This is a genomic window from Mediterraneibacter glycyrrhizinilyticus (assembly GCF_015560805.1).
In the GTDB taxonomy this organism is placed as follows: Bacteria; Bacillota; Clostridia; order Lachnospirales; family Lachnospiraceae; genus Schaedlerella; species Schaedlerella glycyrrhizinilytica_A.
Window position 1 is genome coordinate 73,985 of sequence record NZ_JADMSO010000004.1, and the last position, 16,732, is coordinate 90,716.

14 protein-coding genes are annotated in these 16,732 nt (G+C 47.1%); 13 read left to right on the forward strand and 1 reads right to left on the reverse strand.

Features of this window, described 5'->3' with window-relative positions:
• Window positions 1-64 precede the first annotated feature (64 nt).
• Window positions 65-721, reverse strand: a complete 657-nt coding sequence (locus tag I2H87_RS05530; protein ID WP_195609497.1) for a helix-turn-helix transcriptional regulator — start codon at window positions 719-721, stop codon at window positions 65-67.
• 73 nt (window positions 722-794) lie between these two features.
• Here I2H87_RS05530 and gnpA point away from each other — a divergent pair, with 73 nt between their 5' ends.
• From gnpA to I2H87_RS05595, 13 genes are all read left to right on the forward strand, one after another.
• The gene (gene gnpA / locus I2H87_RS05535; protein ID WP_195609498.1) at window positions 795-2,960 is read left to right on the forward strand and encodes a 1,3-beta-galactosyl-N-acetylhexosamine phosphorylase; all 2,166 of its coding nucleotides are present in this window, start codon (window positions 795-797) and stop codon (window positions 2,958-2,960) included.
• Window positions 2,961-2,971: 11 nt separating this feature from the next.
• Window positions 2,972-4,078 carry a phosphotransferase enzyme family protein gene (locus I2H87_RS05540; protein WP_195609499.1) on the forward strand — a complete coding sequence of 369 codons (1,107 nt, stop codon included), beginning with the start codon at window positions 2,972-2,974 and terminating at the stop codon, window positions 4,076-4,078.
• A gap of 166 nt (window positions 4,079-4,244) precedes the next feature.
• Entirely contained in the window at window positions 4,245-5,756 is a 1,512-nt protein-coding gene (pap, locus tag I2H87_RS05545) for a polyphosphate:AMP phosphotransferase (protein ID WP_195609500.1), read from the forward strand.
• Between the two features lie 106 nt (window positions 5,757-5,862).
• Window positions 5,863-7,641 (forward strand): DNA primase, encoded by a 1,779-nt coding sequence (gene dnaG / locus I2H87_RS05550; protein WP_117550202.1) that lies wholly within the window; start codon window positions 5,863-5,865, stop codon window positions 7,639-7,641.
• Between the two features lie 56 nt (window positions 7,642-7,697).
• Window positions 7,698-8,816 carry an RNA polymerase sigma factor RpoD gene (gene rpoD / locus I2H87_RS05555; RefSeq protein ID WP_054703675.1) on the forward strand — a complete coding sequence of 373 codons (1,119 nt, stop codon included), beginning with the start codon at window positions 7,698-7,700 and terminating at the stop codon, window positions 8,814-8,816.
• A gap of 15 nt (window positions 8,817-8,831) precedes the next feature.
• Complete coding sequence (locus I2H87_RS05560) at window positions 8,832-9,587, forward strand: tRNA (adenine(22)-N(1))-methyltransferase (RefSeq protein ID WP_195609501.1); 756 nt, start codon at window positions 8,832-8,834, stop codon at window positions 9,585-9,587.
• On the forward strand, window positions 9,574-10,362 hold the full coding sequence (locus I2H87_RS05565; protein WP_195609502.1) for a Nif3-like dinuclear metal center hexameric protein: 789 nt from the start codon (window positions 9,574-9,576) through the stop codon (window positions 10,360-10,362). The genes I2H87_RS05560 and I2H87_RS05565 overlap by 14 nt, the downstream gene beginning before the upstream one ends.
• A 115-nt stretch (window positions 10,363-10,477) precedes the next feature.
• Window positions 10,478-12,148 carry a nucleoside kinase gene (locus tag I2H87_RS05570; RefSeq protein WP_195609503.1) on the forward strand — a complete coding sequence of 557 codons (1,671 nt, stop codon included), beginning with the start codon at window positions 10,478-10,480 and terminating at the stop codon, window positions 12,146-12,148.
• Window positions 12,149-12,368: 220 nt separating this feature from the next.
• Window positions 12,369-12,917 (forward strand): helix-turn-helix domain-containing protein, encoded by a 549-nt coding sequence (locus I2H87_RS05575; RefSeq protein ID WP_009266323.1) that lies wholly within the window; start codon window positions 12,369-12,371, stop codon window positions 12,915-12,917.
• An 11-nt stretch (window positions 12,918-12,928) separates the two neighbouring features.
• Complete coding sequence (locus I2H87_RS05580; RefSeq protein ID WP_195609504.1) at window positions 12,929-14,002, forward strand: ABC transporter ATP-binding protein; 1,074 nt, start codon at window positions 12,929-12,931, stop codon at window positions 14,000-14,002.
• The gene (locus tag I2H87_RS05585) at window positions 13,995-14,831 is read left to right on the forward strand and encodes an ABC transporter permease (protein ID WP_054703681.1); all 837 of its coding nucleotides are present in this window, start codon (window positions 13,995-13,997) and stop codon (window positions 14,829-14,831) included. The genes I2H87_RS05580 and I2H87_RS05585 overlap by 8 nt, the downstream gene beginning before the upstream one ends.
• A complete protein-coding gene (locus tag I2H87_RS05590) occupies window positions 14,825-15,628 on the forward strand; it encodes an ABC transporter permease (protein ID WP_022151398.1) in 804 nt (267 codons plus the stop codon). Before I2H87_RS05585 ends, I2H87_RS05590 begins: the two co-directional genes overlap by 7 nt.
• Entirely contained in the window at window positions 15,625-16,686 is a 1,062-nt protein-coding gene (locus I2H87_RS05595) for an ABC transporter substrate-binding protein (protein ID WP_022151397.1), read from the forward strand. The genes I2H87_RS05590 and I2H87_RS05595 overlap by 4 nt, the downstream gene beginning before the upstream one ends.
• The last annotated feature ends 46 nt before the right edge of the window (window positions 16,687-16,732 follow it).

The window sequence follows — 16,732 nt, forward strand, 5'->3', positions numbered from 1 at the left end:
GCGCGGCACAAGTAGTATAATACTACCACTTCGTAGAAATGTCAACACTTTTTTATAACTTTTTTTAAAAATTTTTTCTGTACGCTGCTGCAGTGATACCGGTGTGTTTTTTAAACGACTGGGAAAAGTAGTTTGCAGACGAAAATCCGGTCATATGAGCGATATGGGTAATGCTGTAATCTGTATTTTTCAAAAGCTCTTTGCTGTTTAAGATACGCCGTTCCAACAGATAATTGATCGGGGCAACTCCGTAAGACTTTGAAAAAATATGGGACAGGTAATATTTGTTCAGATGAGAGAGCGCGACCAGATCATCCAGAGTCACTTCTTCGCTGTAATGATGATCGATGTAATCTTTGATCTGTGCGCATTCGCCGGAAATATCAGGGACACTTCCGGCGGAAAACTGGCTGTTTGTCACCCGTCCGATTTTCAGAAGAAATGCGTTCAGCAAATACTGGCATATTTGTTCAGATGCCGGTTCGTGGCGGTGCGCCTCAGCCAGGATCATTTTGAGGAGCGGCAGTATATCCGCCTGATCGGAATGAAGACGGGTGATCTGACATCCGTTTTGGGAAAGGGCGGTATCCTCAGAGTCTTGCCCGGAGTGATCCGGAAAATCAAACAACAGATCATCGATTCCGAGTGCAATATAAGAAAGCGGATGTTTATCCGATGATTTTTCTGTATGACGGATGTTCGGGTTGATCTGGACAAGCATATCTTTTTCGGAAGAAGCCGGTACGGCAGAGCGTTTCTTTTGAAGCGGAAAAAGAACAGGAGGATTCAAAAAGATGGGGAAAAACGGAACGATCGGAAGAGTGACGATACCGACTGACCTGGATGTGATCCGGGAGACAAAAGAATTGATCGAGCGATGGGGAGCGGATGCGATCCGTGACTGTGGCGGAACAGAGTATCCGGATGAATTAAAAGAAGAAGACGCAAAAGTTTATGCGACTTATTACACGACCAGAAAGGATAATGAATGGGCAAAAGCAAATCTCGATGAAGTGCAGCAAATGTACATTATGACAGATTTCTACACCGCCGAGAGCGATTCTCTTTCCATTCATCTGATGGATCATCTTTACCCGGATATGCTTCAGGTAAACACGAGAGACGACATCGAAAGATGGTGGGAAGTGATCGACCGGACAACCGGAGAGGTCGTACCTTATGGAACATGGCAGTATGACGCTAAGAGCGGGGATGTCATGATCCATCCGGCAAAGGCATTTCATGAATATACGGTAAGTTTTCTTGCATATATCATGTGGGATCCGGTTCATATGTACAATGCCGTGACAAACGGATGGAAAGACGTGGAGAAGCAGATCACGTTTGACGTGCGTCAGCCGAAGACACATGCGTATTCCATGCAGCGGCTGCGGGATTATCTGGAAAGCCATCCATATGTGGATGTTGTGCGTTATACGACGTTTTTCCATCAGTTTACACTGATCTTTGATGAAATGGCCCGGGAAAAATATGTGGACTGGTATGGGTATAGTGCATCGGTAAGTCCGTATATTCTGGAGCAGTTTGAGAAAGAAGTCGGATATAAATTCCGTCCGGAATTTATCATCGATCAGGGATATATGAATAATACATACCGGATCCCATCCAAAGAATTTCAGGATTTTCAGGCATTTCAGAGACGTGAGGTTGCAAAACTGGCAAAAGAGATGGTGGACATTACGCATGAATACGGCAAAGAAGCGATGATGTTCCTGAGAGACCACTGGATCGGTACAGAGCCGTTTATGGATGAATTTAAGACGATCGGACTGGATGCGGTTGTGGGAAGTGTCGGAAACGGCGCAACACTTCGGTTGATCAGTGACATCAAAGGGGTGGAATATACGGAGGGACGTCTTCTTCCTTATTTCTTCCCGGATGTATTCCATGAAAACGGAGATCCGGTGAAAGAGGCAAAGATCAACTGGGTGACTGCACGACGTGCGATTTTGAGAAGTCCGATCGACCGGATCGGATATGGCGGATATCTGAAACTGGCGTTGAAGTTTCCGGAATTTATTGATTATGTGGAAAGTGTGTGCGATGAATTCCGTCTGCTTTATGAGAATATCAAAGGAACGACGCCGTACTGTGTGAAAAAAGTAGCAGTATTGAACTGCTGGGGCAAAATGCGCGCATGGGGAAATCATATGGTGCATCATGCGATTTATTATAAGCAGAATTACTCTTACGCCGGAATTATCGAGGCGCTCAGCGGAGCTCCGTTTGATGTGAAATTCATCAGCTTTGACGATATCCGCAAAGATGCGTCGATTCTTGATGATATCGATGTGATCCTCAATGTAGGAGATGCGGACACCGCATATACTGGCGGGGAAAACTGGATGGATCCGGCAGTTGTGGAAGCCGTGCGCGGATTTGTGCACCGAGGCGGCGGTCTGATTGGTGTCGGTGAGCCGACCGCACATCAGTGGCAGGGAAGATTTATCCAACTGGCAGATGTGTTCGGTGTGGAATGTGAGAACGGATTTAATCTGAATAAAGATAAATATAACTGGGAAGAGCATCCTCATTTTATCATGGAAGACTGCAGCGGAGAGATCGACTTCGGAGAGGGCAAAAAAAATATGTATGCGTTGGACGGAACAGAGATCCTTGTGCAGAAAGACCACGAAGTACAGATGGCAGTCCGTACATTCGGAAAGGGAAGAAGTGTGTATATCAGCGGTCTTCCGTACAGCTTTGAGAACAGCCGTCTTTTGTACCGTGCGGTGATCTGGGCTTCCGGAGACGAGGAGAATCTGAAGAAATGGTTCAGCACCAATTATAATGTGGAAGTGCACGCATATGTGAAAAACGGCAAATACTGTGTAGTCAACAATACATACGAGCCGCAGGATACAACCGTTTACCGTGGAGACGGAACAAGTTTCGACGTACATATGGAAGCCAACGCGATCCACTGGTATGAGATCTAGGAGGTCATAAGATGAGTGTAACAGAAAAACAGCTTCAGGAAGTGCTGACGGGGTTTGAATTTCCGGGAACACCGGTGCTTCAGGGAGTATATGGGAACGGACATATCAATCATACATACCTGCTCCATGTGATGGGAGAGAATGGAAATAAAAAAAGAATGATCCTGCAGCAAATGAACCGTTCTGTGTTTAAAAAGCCGGTGGAAGTTATGGAAAATATTATGGGGGTGACTTCCCATCTGCGCAGAAAGATCGTTGAGAACGGCGGAGATCCGGAACGTGAGACACTGAACGTCCTTTTGGCGAAAGACGGGAAACCATATTATGTAGATTCCTGTGGAGAGTACTGGCGGATCTATCATTTTATCGAAGGGGCATCTTGTTACGATCAGGTGGAAAGCGAGGAAGATTTCTATCAAAGCGCCCTTTCTTTTGGAAATTTCCAGTGTCTGCTCTCGGATTATCCTGCGGAAACGCTTCATGAAACGATTCCGGGATTTCATGATACAAAACAGCGGTTTGCAAACTTTAAACGTGCTGTGGAAGCAGATGTGATGGGACGGACAAAAGCGGTAGAACGGGAAATTGAATTTGTTCTGGCACGGGAGCGGGATGCGGCTGTGCTCGGAAATCTGTTGGCGGCAGGTGATCTGTCGCTGCGTGTGACGCACAATGATACAAAGCTGAACAATATCATGATCGACGATGCGACAAGACAGGGAATCTGCGTGATCGATCTGGATACGGTCATGCCGGGACTTTCGGTCAACGATTTTGGCGATTCGATCCGTTTCGGCGCAAGCACGGCGGCGGAAGATGAAATCGATCTGGGAAAAGTAAGCTGCAGTATGCGTTTATTTGAAGTATATAACAACGGATTCCAGAAAGGATGCAGAGGACGTCTTACCGATACGGAGATCGAGATGCTGCCGATGGGAGCGAAGATCATGACGTATGAGTGCGGTATGCGTTTTCTGACAGATTATCTGGAGGGAGATCATTACTTCCAGATCCACAGAGAAGCTCACAATCTGGATCGCGCGAGAACGCAGTTCAAACTGGTGGCGGACATGGAACAGAAATGGGATACCATGATGAAAATTGTAAAAAATAAATAAAAAACAATAAAGAAACGTTGTTTTCAGGAGAAGAAAAAGGTGGGAAAAGCTGTCTGGCATAAATTTCTCATCTTTTTCTTTATCTTTTGGATCATACTTCTTGTATCAAAAACCGAAAGATGTATAATCATAACAAATAAGACCGGATGACAGGAGGGAAGAACGGATGTTGGAAAAAGCAGATTTTGCAAAAAAACTGGATAAAGAGGAATTTAAAGAAATAATGCCGGAGCTGGAACGGAAGATCGCCGGACTCCAGAGGCGGTGCAGAGAGCTGAAAATCCCGGTCATGATCGTCTTTGAGGGATTCGATGCTGCAGGAAAAGGTCTGCAGATCGGTCGGTTGATCCGCAATCTGGATCCGCGCGGATTTGAAGTGTTCCCGATCAAAGAAGAAACAGAAGAAGAACAGATGCATCCGTTTTTGTGGAGATTCTGGACGAAGACGCCGGAGAAAGGACGGTTTGCGATTTTCGACGGAAGCTGGTGCCGGAAAGTCCTGATCGAACGCTTCGACGGGAAAGTCAAAGGATTTGAGGCTGCAGAAGCGTACGGGGCGATCCGCGCGTTTGAAAAGCAGCTGACGGATGACAAGATGGTGCTGATCAAGCTGTTTCTGGCGATCGATCAGCAGGAACAGAAAAAACGGATGAAAAGACTGCAAAAACAAAAAGAGACCGCGTGGCGTGTGGAGAAAGGGGATCTGGAGCGAAACAGGAGGTACGAAGATTATCTGTCCATCGCAGAGGAACTGTTGAGAAAAACAGATTCGGACGATGCGCCGTGGACAGTTATAGAAGCGACAGACGAGCGTTTTGCGGAAGTAAAGATTTACCGGACGGTGGTCGCAGCGCTGGAGGAAGCAGTCAGGCGAGCGGAAAAGGAGAACTTATGGCAGCAGGAATTTTACCGGTCGGAGACATCCCGTCAGACGGAAGATTTGGAGCAAACGGAGAACTTACACGGATCGATCCTTGCACAAGCAGATCTGTCGAAACAACTGGATCGGAAAGAATATAAAAAACGATTGAAAAAACTGCAGAAAAAGATGGAACGTCTTCATGGGGAACTGTATCGGAAACGGATCCCGGTCGTGCTTTGTTTTGAGGGATGGGATGCGGCCGGAAAAGGCGGCGCGATCAAGCGTCTGACGGAATGCATGGATCCGCGCGGATATGTGGTACACCCGACTGCCGCGCCGGATGAGACGGAAAAAGCACATCATTATCTCTGGAGATTTTGGCGGTCTATGCCCAAAGACGGACACATAGCGATTTTTGACCGCACATGGTACGGGCGTGTGCTTGTGGAACGGATAGAGGACTTTTGTACGGAAGCAGAGTGGAAACGGGCATATCAGGAGATCAACGATATGGAAAGAGATCTTGCGGGTCATGGCGTCGTGATCCTGAAATTTTGGATGCAGATCGATAAAGAGGAACAAAAACGACGTTTCGAGAGACGGCAGGAAGATCCGGAAAAACAATGGAAGATTACAGAGGAAGACTGGCGGAACCGGGAAAAATGGGATCAGTATGAGACGGCAGTCAATGAAATGCTGCTCCGTACGTCCACGGACGATGCGCCGTGGATCGTTGTGGAGGGAAACAACAAGTATTACGCACGGATCAAAGTGCTGGAAACCGTAGTAAAAGCATTGGAAAAAATGAAAATCTGAAAAAAATCTGCGAAAAGAAAAGGAAACAAGTAAGTTTTGTCGAATATATATAATAGGGTGTTCTTCCTAAACGGAAGAATGTCTGTGTAATGAGATGGAGGAGATTATGTACTATTCGGAAGACTTGATTGAAGAAGTAAGGATGAAAAATGACATCGTCGATGTGATTTCCGGATATGTGCGGCTGCAGAAGAAAGGAAGTTCTTATTTTGGACTTTGTCCTTTTCACAATGAGAAATCTCCGTCGTTTTCGGTCAGCAGATCCAAGCAGATGTATTATTGCTTTGGCTGCGGCGCAGGAGGAAATGTATTTACGTTTCTCATGGAATATGAAAATCTTTCGTTTGTGGAGGCGGTACAGCTTCTGGCAGACCGCGCCGGGGTGGAACTGCCGAAGATGGAATACTCCAAAGAAGCGAAAGAGCGTGCGGATTTGAAGACGACGCTTTTGGAGATCAACAAGGCGGCGGCACAGTATTTTTATGTACAGCTGAAATCAGAACAAGGGCGGATCGGATATGAGTATCTGAAAAAGAGAGAACTTTCCGACGAGACGATCAAAGCGTTCGGGCTTGGTTATTCCAACAAATACAGTGACGACCTGTATCGGTATCTTCGCTCCAAAGGGTATTCGGAAGACCTGATCCGTCAGGCGGGACTGATCAGTACCGATGAGAAACACGGCGTATATGATAAGTTCTGGAACCGCGTCATGTTTCCGATCATGGACGTCAACAGCCGCGTGATCGGTTTCGGCGGTCGCGTGATGGGCGATGCAAAACCGAAATATTTGAATTCGCCGGAGACACCGGTTTTTGATAAAAGCCGGAATCTCTACGGACTGAACAGGGCGCGTTCTTCGAGAAAACCGTATTTTCTTCTCTGCGAGGGATATATGGATGTGATCGCATTGCATCAGGCGGGATTTACCAATGCCGTCGCATCCCTCGGAACAGCGCTGACGCCGGGACATGCATCCCTGATCAAGCGTTATGTCCGGGAAGTGTATCTGACTTATGACAGTGATGAAGCCGGAACGCGCGCCGCGCTTCGCGGGATACCGATCTTAAAAGAGGCAGGGATTTCTGCAAAAGTGATCCGGATGGATCCGTATAAGGATCCGGATGAATTTATCAAGAATCTGGGCGCAGAAGAGTTTGAACGGCGGATCGCGGATGCGAGAAACGGATTTTTGTTCAGTCTGGAAATATTGGAATGGGATTATGATATGAACTCTCCCGAGGGGAAGACGGCATTTTTCCGGGAGGCGGCAAGGCGGCTCATTGGATTTGAAGATGAGCTGGAGAGGAATAATTACATAGAAGCGGTCGCCAAGATTTACCAGATCAGCGCGGAAAGCCTGAAAAAACTGGTGACGAAGACGGCAATCCAGGATGGACTTGCGAAACCGGTGGAACGACCGAAGTCCACCTCTGAACAGAAAACGGCGAAGAAAGAAGATGCCGGGAAGACGGCGCAGAAAGTGCTGCTGACATGGATGATCGAGGAGCCGAAGCTGTTTCAGGTGATCGGAAAATACATTCATCCGGATGATTTTACGGAAGAGCTGTTCCGTACTGTGGCAGAGCTTATGTACCGACAGTATGAACAGGGAGAATTAAATCCGGCGAAGATCCTGAATCATTTTACCGAAGAGGAAGAACATCGGGAGGCGGCGTCTCTGTTCCACACGAAGATCCGTGAACTTTCAACGAAAGGGGAACGTGAGCAGGCGCTGAAAGAGACGATCCTGCGCGTGAAATCGAACAGCATTGATGCGCAGACACGGAAGCTTTCCCCTACGGACATGGCAGGACTGCAGAAACTGATGGAAGAAAAACGAAAGCTTCAGGACTTGTATCAACTGCATATTTCTTTAGAATAAGGATAAAATAAACTAAGACCGTCCGCATATTTTGCGGACACAGGAAGGAAGGACACATGGAAGAAAACACACAGAAATTTTTGGAACGGCTGAAAGAACTGGTTGCTCTTGGAAAGAAAAAGAAAAGTATCCTGGAAATTCAGGAAGTGAATGACTTTTTCACGGACATGGATCTGAACGCAGAGCAGATGGAAAAGATTTTTGAATATCTGGATGCCAACAATATCGATGTGCTGCGGATCAACAGTGACGACGACGCGGATATTGACATGGATATCGAGGCGATGATCGCGGATGATGACGATGTGGATGTGGAGAACATCGATCTGTCTGTTCCTGATGGTGTGAGTATAGAAGATCCGGTGCGGATGTACTTAAAAGAGATCGGAAAAGTTCCGCTTTTGAGTGCCGACCGTGAGATCGAGCTGGCAAAACGGATGGAAGAGGGCGACGAGGACGCGAAAAAAGAACTGGCAGAGGCGAACTTACGTCTTGTTGTCAGTATTGCCAAACGTTATGTCGGTCGGGGAATGCTTTTCCTTGATCTGATCCAGGAGGGGAATCTGGGACTGATCAAGGCGGTTGAGAAATTTGATTATCATAAAGGGTATAAATTCAGTACTTATGCGACTTGGTGGATTCGTCAGGCGATCACAAGAGCGATCGCAGATCAGGCGAGAACGATCCGTATCCCGGTTCATATGGTAGAGACGATCAACAAACTGATCCGTGTGTCCAGACAGCTTTTGCAGGAACTGGGAAGAGAGCCTGCCCCGGAAGAGATCGCAAAGGAATTGGACATGCCTGTGGATCGTGTGCGTGAGATCTTAAAGATCTCTCAGGAACCGGTGTCTCTGGAGACGCCGATCGGTGAGGAAGAAGACAGCCACTTAGGAGATTTTATTCAGGATGACAACGTGCCTGTTCCGGCGGAAGCGGCGGCACAGACACTTTTGAAAGAACAGCTGGATGAGGTGCTCGACACACTGACGGAGCGTGAACAGAAAGTACTCCGCCTGCGTTTCGGTATGAACGACGGACGTGCGAGAACATTGGAAGAAGTCGGAAAAGAGTTTGATGTAACAAGAGAGCGTATCCGCCAGATCGAGGCGAAAGCACTCCGGAAACTTCGTCATCCGAGCCGCAGCAGAAAATTACGGGATTATCTGGATTAAGAAAGAGGATAGAATATGGAGTTATCAAAGCGATTGCTTGCAGTTGCATCCTTGGTAACGCCGGGCAGCATAGTAGCGGATATAGGCACGGATCATGCCTATATTCCGCTCTATTTGATACAGGAGAAAAAAGCGCCCGGTGCGATTGCTATGGACGTCAATGAGGGACCGCTTCTTCGGGCAGAAGAACATGTGAGAGATGCCGGACTTACGGAGCAGATCCGGCTTAGAAGATCCGATGGACTGGAACAGCTAAGTCCCGGAGAATGTGATTGTGCCGTGATCGCCGGAATGGGAGGCGGGCTGATGATCCGGATCTTTTCGGCACATCCGGAGATCACGAAGAGCCTTAAGGAATGTGTTTTACAGCCGCAGTCTGAGATCGAACGGGTCAGATCGTTCCTCTTGGAGGAGGGATTTGTGTTCTTACAGGAAGATATGGTGCTGGACGACGGAAAGTATTATATGATGATGAAAGTCAGACCGCCATTTTCGGAAAATGTAGATCAAGATCCGAAGAAACAGGAACTGCGAAGAACTGCCGCAGAAAAAGAAACGTGGGACGAAGTGGAACTCCGCTACGGAAAGCTGCTTCTGGAAATGCGCCATCCGGTGCTTCTTTCTTATTTACAGAGGGAGAAAGACATTCATGAGAGAATCCTCTCCGGGCTTGATCAGCAGGAGGGAGCGCACATCGAGGTGCGGAAACAGGAGTTACAAAATGATCTGAAGCAGATCAGGAAAGGACTGGAATATTATGCTTTGCAGTGAGATCATAACGCAGATTGAAAAAACATATCCGAAAGAGGCCGCGCTTGGATTTGATAATGTGGGATTACTTGCAGGACGCGGGGAAAAAGAAGTAAAACGGATTCTTCTGGCGCTGGATGCCACGGACGAGGTGGTGGAAAAAGCGGTGCAGGTAAAGGCGGATCTATTGATCACGCATCATCCGTTGATCTTTTCCGCGATGAAATCTGTGACAGATCAGGACTTTATCGGACGCAGAGTGCTGAAATTGATTCAAAATGACATTTCTTATTATGCGATGCATACGAATTATGATGTGTTGGGAATGGCAGATCTGGTTGCAAATACGTTAGGGCTTCAGGAGACCGAAGTGCTGGACATTACATGGGAAAAGGACGGACATCCGGAGGGAATCGGGCGGATCGGAAGAGTACCGTGCAGAACGACTTTGGAAGAATGCTGCCGTTATGTAAAAAAACAGCTTCATCTGGAGCATGTAAAAGTGTTCGGAGATCCGGAAAAAGAGATCTGTTGCATGGCAGTTTCGCCGGGATCCGGAAAAAGCGCGGTGGATCCTGCAGTTTCAAAAGCCGCGGATGTGCTTGTGACCGGCGACATCGGACACCACGAGGGATTGGATGCTTTGGAACAGAATCTTGCGGTGATCGATGCGGGACACTACGGAACGGAATATTTCTTTATCCGTGATATGGAACGGTTTTTGAAAAGAGAACCGGGTGGAAATGAACTTGAAGTCCTGACAGAAGAAAGCGGAGTGCCGTTTCGGATCGTATGAGAAACAGATCCGGCGAATAGAATAGAGTGATGAGAGTGCAGCGGGGAACGACAACGTCAGCGTACAAAGACGGATGGTCTGTTGTACACTGACATGAAGATCGGAGGAGAGAAAGATGGAGAACATATCATATCAGGTCACAATCGGAGAAACAAGCCGGGTATATCCGGCAGGAACAACGTATCTTTCTATTGCCAGAGAGTTTCAGGATCAGTATGAACATCAGATCGTTCTGGTGGTACAAAACGGAAGCCGTCTGGAAGAACTGCACCGGGAACTGGATCGGGACTGCACCCTGGAATTTGTGACGACAAAAGACCGGATCGGTCACGATACTTACAAGAGAAGCATGAGTTTTTTGTTGGTTAAAGCGGTACATGATGTGGGCGGGCACGAGCAGGTGGAACGTGTGCGGATCCATTTTTCCGTCAGCAAAGGCTATTACTGCACGGTCGAGGGGAGTGTTCGAGTAGACGAGGCATTCTTAAAGAAAGTCGAGGCGAGAATGCGCGAGATCGTCCGGGAGGAAATGCCGATCGAGAAGCGGTCTGTACGCACAAGGGAAGCGATCGAATTATTCCGCCGGCATGGAATGTACGACAAAGAACAGCTGTTTGAATATCGGCTGAGTTCCAAGGTCAATATTTACAAGATGAATGAATTTGAAGATTATTATTATGGATATATGGTTCCAAATGCAGGATATCTGAAGTATTTTGCACTTTATCTTTACGACGAGGGTTTTGTGCTCCAGATGCCGGAGGCAAGTGCCCCGGAGATCGTTCCGCCGTTTGAACCAAGCCCGAAATTATTTCAGGTTCTGAAAGAATCGATCCTTTGGGGAGATCTTCAGGGAATCGATACGGTCGGCGCGCTGAATGACATGGTGACAAAGCGGGATATGCGGGAGGTTGTTCTTGTACAGGAAGCTTATCAGGAACGGAAAATCGCAGAGATCGCGAAACAGATCGCAGATCGGAAAAATGTCAAATTTGTGTTGATCGCAGGACCGTCCTCCTCCGGCAAAACGACGTTTTCCCATAGGCTTTCGATCCAGCTGCGCGTCAATGGGATGATCCCGCATCCGATCGCAGTGGATAATTATTTTGTGGATCGGGAGCTGACGCCCCGTGATGCAGATGGCAATTATGATTTTGAATGTCTGGAAGCGATCGATGTGGAGCAGTTCAATCGGGATATGCAGGATCTTCTGGACGGAAAAGAAGTTTATCTTCCGATTTTTAATTTTAAGACCGGAAAGCGGATGCGTTCTTCCGTGCCGAAGAAACTCGGAGAACAGGATATTCTCGTGATCGAGGGGATCCATTGTCTGAACCCGAAGCTGACGAGACAGCTGAACGACGAGAATAAATTTAAAATCTATATCAGCGCGCTGACGCAGTTAAATGTGGATGAACACAACCGGATCCCAACGACGGACGGACGGTTGATCCGGCGGCTCGTGCGGGATGCGAAGACACGCGGCGCGTCTGCGACACAGACGATCGGAATGTGGCAGTCGGTCAGAAGAGGGGAGGAGAAAAATATCTTTCCATTTCAGGAAGAGGCGGATGTGATGTTCAATTCGTCTTTGATCTATGAGCTGGCGGTTTTAAAACAGTATGTGGAGCCGCTGTTGTTCGGCGTGGATAAATCGGCGCCGGAGTATGCCGAGGCAAAACGGCTGCTTAAGTTTTTTGATTATTTTGTCGGGATCGGCAGTGAATCCGTACCGACAAATTCCCTGCTGCGGGAGTTTATCGGCGGAGGATGCTTTCAGATATAGAGTGGAGAACGATTGATATATAGCATGATTTAAGAAGAACAGAGTTCAAAAGCGTTGTATTTTGAACTCTGTTCTTGTACGTCTGAATGATAAAAATTTTATGATATAAAACAGCGCAGAAAATCAACGAAAAAACGAAATAATAGTTGACTTTGGATTTAGTATATGTATAATAAACTTTGGTAAACAAAAAACTTAGTAAATGTAAGAGGAAAATAAAATGAGTATTGAGGAGCAGATCGGAGCGAAGATCCGAAATCTCCGGAATCAAAATGGTCTGACGCAGGAGGAATTGGCAGACAGGACTGAACTGACGAAAGGGTTTATCTCGCAGATGGAGCGCGGACTTACCGCACCGTCGGTATCTACTCTTTTGGATATTGTGGAATGTCTTGGAACCAATCTGTCAGACTTTTTCCATGAGGAGAATGAACTTCAGATCGTTTATCCGAAAGAAGATTATTTCGAAAAGGAAGATGAGCATAAGAACAGTATTACCTGGCTGATCGCGACTGCGCAGAGCCGCAGCATGGAACCGATCCTCGTACAGTTACAGCCGGGGCAGTCGATGCCGGAAGATAAACCTCATGAGGGAGAGGAATTCGGCTACGTTCTGGATGGAGAGATACGTCTTCATTATGGAGAAGATGTTTATACCGTGCGGAAAGGAGATTCGTTTATTTTTCCGGCAAACCGCAAACATAAGATAAGTTCAGCTTGCAAAAAGGTGTCGTCCATTTTATGGATCAGCAGCCCCCCAAGCTTTTAGGAGGAAGAGTCATGTCAGATGTTATTTTAACGTTAGATTCGATCAGTAAATCATTCGATGGGGAGATGGTTATTGATAATCTGAATCTCGAGATCGAGAGAAATGAATTTATTACGCTGCTTGGTCCGTCCGGCTGCGGAAAATCTACGACACTTCGGATCATCGGCGGTTTTGTGAAACCGGATGAGGGTCGGGTGCTCTTTGAGGGAAAGGACATTACGGATCTGCCGCCGGATAAGCGCAACGTCAATACTGTTTTTCAGAAATATTCATTGTTTCCGCATATGACCGTGGAGGAAAATATCGCGTTCGGACTGAAACTGAAAAAGAAGAGCAAACAGTATATCAAAGATAAGATCGCATACGCGCTGAAACTGGTGAACATGGAGGGCTACGGAAAACAGGCGCCGACCGTGCTAAGCGGCGGACAGCAGCAGAGAGTAGCGATCGCACGCGCGATCGTAAACGAACCGAAGATCCTGCTTTTGGATGAGCCGCTCGGTGCGTTGGATCTGAAACTTCGCCATGGAATGCAGCGGGAGCTGATCAAGATCAAACAGGAAGTAGGGATCACATTTATTTATGTTACGCACGATCAGGAAGAGGCGCTGACGATGTCCGACCGGATCATCGTAATGAACCAAGGGATCATTCAGCAGATGGGAACATCAAAAAGTATTTACGACGAGCCGCAGAACGCATTTGTCGCAGATTTTATCGGCGACAGCAATATCATCGATGGGATCATGCGAAAGGATAAACTGGTCGAGATCCAGAATGTCGCAATCCCATGTGTGGATACCGGATTTGCAAAAGATGAATTGGTTGATGTGGTGATCCGGCCGGAAGATCTGGTGATCGTGGAAGAGAGTGCGGGATTTCTGAAAGGAATGGTCGTGTCGATCATTTTCAAAGGAGCGTATTATGAGATCAAAGTACGTATTCATGATTATGAGTGGATCGTACAGAGTGTGAACCCTGCGCAGATCGGAAGCAGAGTGGGACTGACGATCCTGCCGGACAATATCCAGATCATGCACAAGCCTCACTCCAAAGACGAGGAGGTTGTAAAAGAGGATGAATAAATTAAAAGGCATCAATAAGAGGTCGTGGCTTTCCACCCCCTATTTGATCTGGATCATCGGGTTTACCGTGATTCCGATGGCGGTGATCTTCCGCTATGCATTGAGCAGTCCGGAGGGTGGTTTTACACTGGCGAATGTGGCGGCTATCGCCGATCCGGTTCATTTAAAAGCGGTGATCTTCTCTTTAGAAATTGCGGTGGGATGCACATTGATTTGTATTTTATTATCCTATCCGCTTGTGCTCGCACTTCGGCGGCTGAACCTTGGAAAACGGGGATTTGCACTGTTTGTACTGATCCTGCCGATGTGGATGAATTTTATCCTCCGTGTGCTCGCATGGCAGATGATCTTATCGAACAACGGAATCCTGAATCTTCTGCTGCAAAAGATCGGACTTGAGCCGGTTGCGCTGGCAAACAGCGGAGTGGCGATCATGATCGGTGTTGTATATGACTATCTGCCGTATATGGTGCTTCCGATTTTCAATGCAGTTTCTGAGATCGACGAGGATATCATCGATGCTGCAAAAGATCTCGGAGCCGGAGGATTCACGATCTTCCGCAAGATCATCTTCCCGCTTTCCGTACCGGGACTGTTGAGCGGAATTGTGATGGTATTTGTTCCATCGATGACTTCGTTTGTGATCTCGGATATTTTGGGCGGCGGAAAACTGCAGCTGATCGGTAATATTATTGAACAGGAGTTTACGAAGAGTATGAATTGGTATCTCGGATCGGGACTTTCGGTATCACTGATGATCTTCGTCCTGATCAGTATGGCGTTTACAATGCGAAATGATATGGAAGGGAAGGGCTCTGCAATATGGTAGAAAAATTGAAAAATTTAATAAGCAGATGCTATCTTGGTCTGATCCTTTTGTTTTTATATGCGCCGATTCTGGTATTGATCGTGCTTTCGTTCAATAATTCCAGATCCCGTGTCCAGTGGGGCGGTTTTACATTGGACTGGTACAGCCGGCTGTTTTCCAACCGGCAGATCATGGAGGCGCTGTCCACGACACTGACGCTTGCATTTTCTTCGGCGCTGATCGCAACAGTGATCGGTGTGCTCGGCGCTCTGGGAATCCATGCAATGCGCCGGAAGAATTATCAGCTTGTGATGGTCTGCACCAATATTCCGCTTTTGAATGCGGATATTGTGACCGGAATCGCATTGATGCTCTGGTTTGTGAATTTCATGCCGCTTGGATATGGAAGTGTTCTTCTGGCACACATTACATTTAACATCCCATATGTGATCCTGAGTGTCATGCCGAAGATCCGGCAGATGAACCTGAGTTTGTATGAAGCGGCGAGAGATCTGGGAGCAAATGCAGTCTATGCATTTTTTAAGATCATTCTTCCGCAGCTTGCAGGTGGGATTGTGGCAGGATTTTTTATGGCGTTTACGATGTCGATGGACGATTTTGTGATCACATATTTTACAAAAGGCGCAGGGGTCAATACTTTGTCAACGATGATCTACGGCGAGATCCGAAAAGGGATCAAACCGGAGATGTACGCGTTGTCCACGATCATTTTTGTGTTTGTATTTTTAGTACTTCTGGCAGTCAACTATCTGCCGGATCGAAAGGGAAAAGCAAAAAAGGAGAGAGTAAAAGGATGAAAAGAAGAGTCTTAAGCGTACTGCTTGCGACCGTTGCGCTTGGCAGTACCGTGTTAAGTGCTGGATGCAGCGGAAAACAGGATGCGAAAGAAACACTGACGGTGTTTAATTATGGGGAATATATGGATCCGGCGGTTCTGGATCTTTTCTATGAGGAAACCGGAATCGAAGTGAAATATGAGGAAGCGCTGACTCCGGAAGAAATGTATACGAAATATAAAGCGGGAGCGATCGACTATGATCTGCTTTGTTCTACGGACTATATGATCGAAAAACTGATCAAAGAGGGGGAACTGCAGGAGATCGATATCGATGCAATGGAGAATGCGGGAAATATCGGGGATAAATACTGGGAATTCTCGCAGGCGTTCGATCCGGAGAATAAATATACGGTTCCGTATTTCTGGGGAACACTCGGTATCCTTTATGACACAACAAAGGTGAAAGAGCCGGTGGACAGCTGGAACGTGCTGTTTAACGGAGAATATGCGGGCGAGATCATCATGCAGAACAGTATGCGTGACACTTATATGGTAGCGATGAAAGCGCTGGGTTATTCTTTGAACAGCAATAATGAGGATGAGGTCAATGCGGCTCATGATCTGCTTGTCAAACAGAAACCGGATGTACAGGCGTATCTTGTTGATGAAGCAAGAGATGAGGTTGTCGCGGGCAATGCAACGATGGCGGTTGTATATTCCGGGGAAGCATACCTTGGAAATCAGTATAATGAGGATCTTGCCTATGTGATCCCGAAAGAGGGGTCTAATGTCTGGCTGGATTCCTGGTGTGTGACGAAACAGTGTGACAATGTGGATGCGGCACAGCAGTTCCTTGACTTCCTGTGCAGGGAAGATGTTGCGGAGATGAACTTCGAGTATATTTATTATTCCACACCGAATGAAAAAGTGATCGAGGGACTTTCAGAAGAAGACCGGGCAAATGAAGCACTTGTCCCGGCAGACGATGCGACTGAGAATTGTGAAGTCAGTGTGCAGCTGGATCCGGAGATCAACGATCTGATGAACACGCAGTGGAAAGAATTGAAAGCAGAATAGATTTGGATTTCTTAGGTTGACAAATAAAATCCGCCGGGAATGGTTT

Bases quoted from the DNA above. Each gene is read 5' to 3' on its own strand.
- I2H87_RS05530 (WP_195609497.1), bottom strand. From the start codon at position 721: ATGCTTGTCCAGATCAACCCGAACATCCGTCATACAGAAAAATCATCG.
- gnpA (WP_195609498.1), top strand. From the start codon at position 795: ATGGGGAAAAACGGAACGATCGGAAGAGTGACGATACCGACTGACCTG.
- I2H87_RS05540 (WP_195609499.1), top strand. From the start codon at position 2,972: ATGAGTGTAACAGAAAAACAGCTTCAGGAAGTGCTGACGGGGTTTGAA.
- pap (WP_195609500.1), top strand. From the start codon at position 4,245: ATGTTGGAAAAAGCAGATTTTGCAAAAAAACTGGATAAAGAGGAATTT.
- dnaG (WP_117550202.1), top strand. From the start codon at position 5,863: ATGTACTATTCGGAAGACTTGATTGAAGAAGTAAGGATGAAAAATGAC.
- rpoD (WP_054703675.1), top strand. From the start codon at position 7,698: ATGGAAGAAAACACACAGAAATTTTTGGAACGGCTGAAAGAACTGGTT.
- I2H87_RS05560 (WP_195609501.1), top strand. From the start codon at position 8,832: ATGGAGTTATCAAAGCGATTGCTTGCAGTTGCATCCTTGGTAACGCCG.
- I2H87_RS05565 (WP_195609502.1), top strand. From the start codon at position 9,574: ATGCTTTGCAGTGAGATCATAACGCAGATTGAAAAAACATATCCGAAA.
- I2H87_RS05570 (WP_195609503.1), top strand. From the start codon at position 10,478: ATGGAGAACATATCATATCAGGTCACAATCGGAGAAACAAGCCGGGTA.
- I2H87_RS05575 (WP_009266323.1), top strand. From the start codon at position 12,369: ATGAGTATTGAGGAGCAGATCGGAGCGAAGATCCGAAATCTCCGGAAT.
- I2H87_RS05580 (WP_195609504.1), top strand. From the start codon at position 12,929: ATGTCAGATGTTATTTTAACGTTAGATTCGATCAGTAAATCATTCGAT.
- I2H87_RS05585 (WP_054703681.1), top strand. From the start codon at position 13,995: ATGAATAAATTAAAAGGCATCAATAAGAGGTCGTGGCTTTCCACCCCC.
- I2H87_RS05590 (WP_022151398.1), top strand. From the start codon at position 14,825: ATGGTAGAAAAATTGAAAAATTTAATAAGCAGATGCTATCTTGGTCTG.
- I2H87_RS05595 (WP_022151397.1), top strand. From the start codon at position 15,625: ATGAAAAGAAGAGTCTTAAGCGTACTGCTTGCGACCGTTGCGCTTGGC.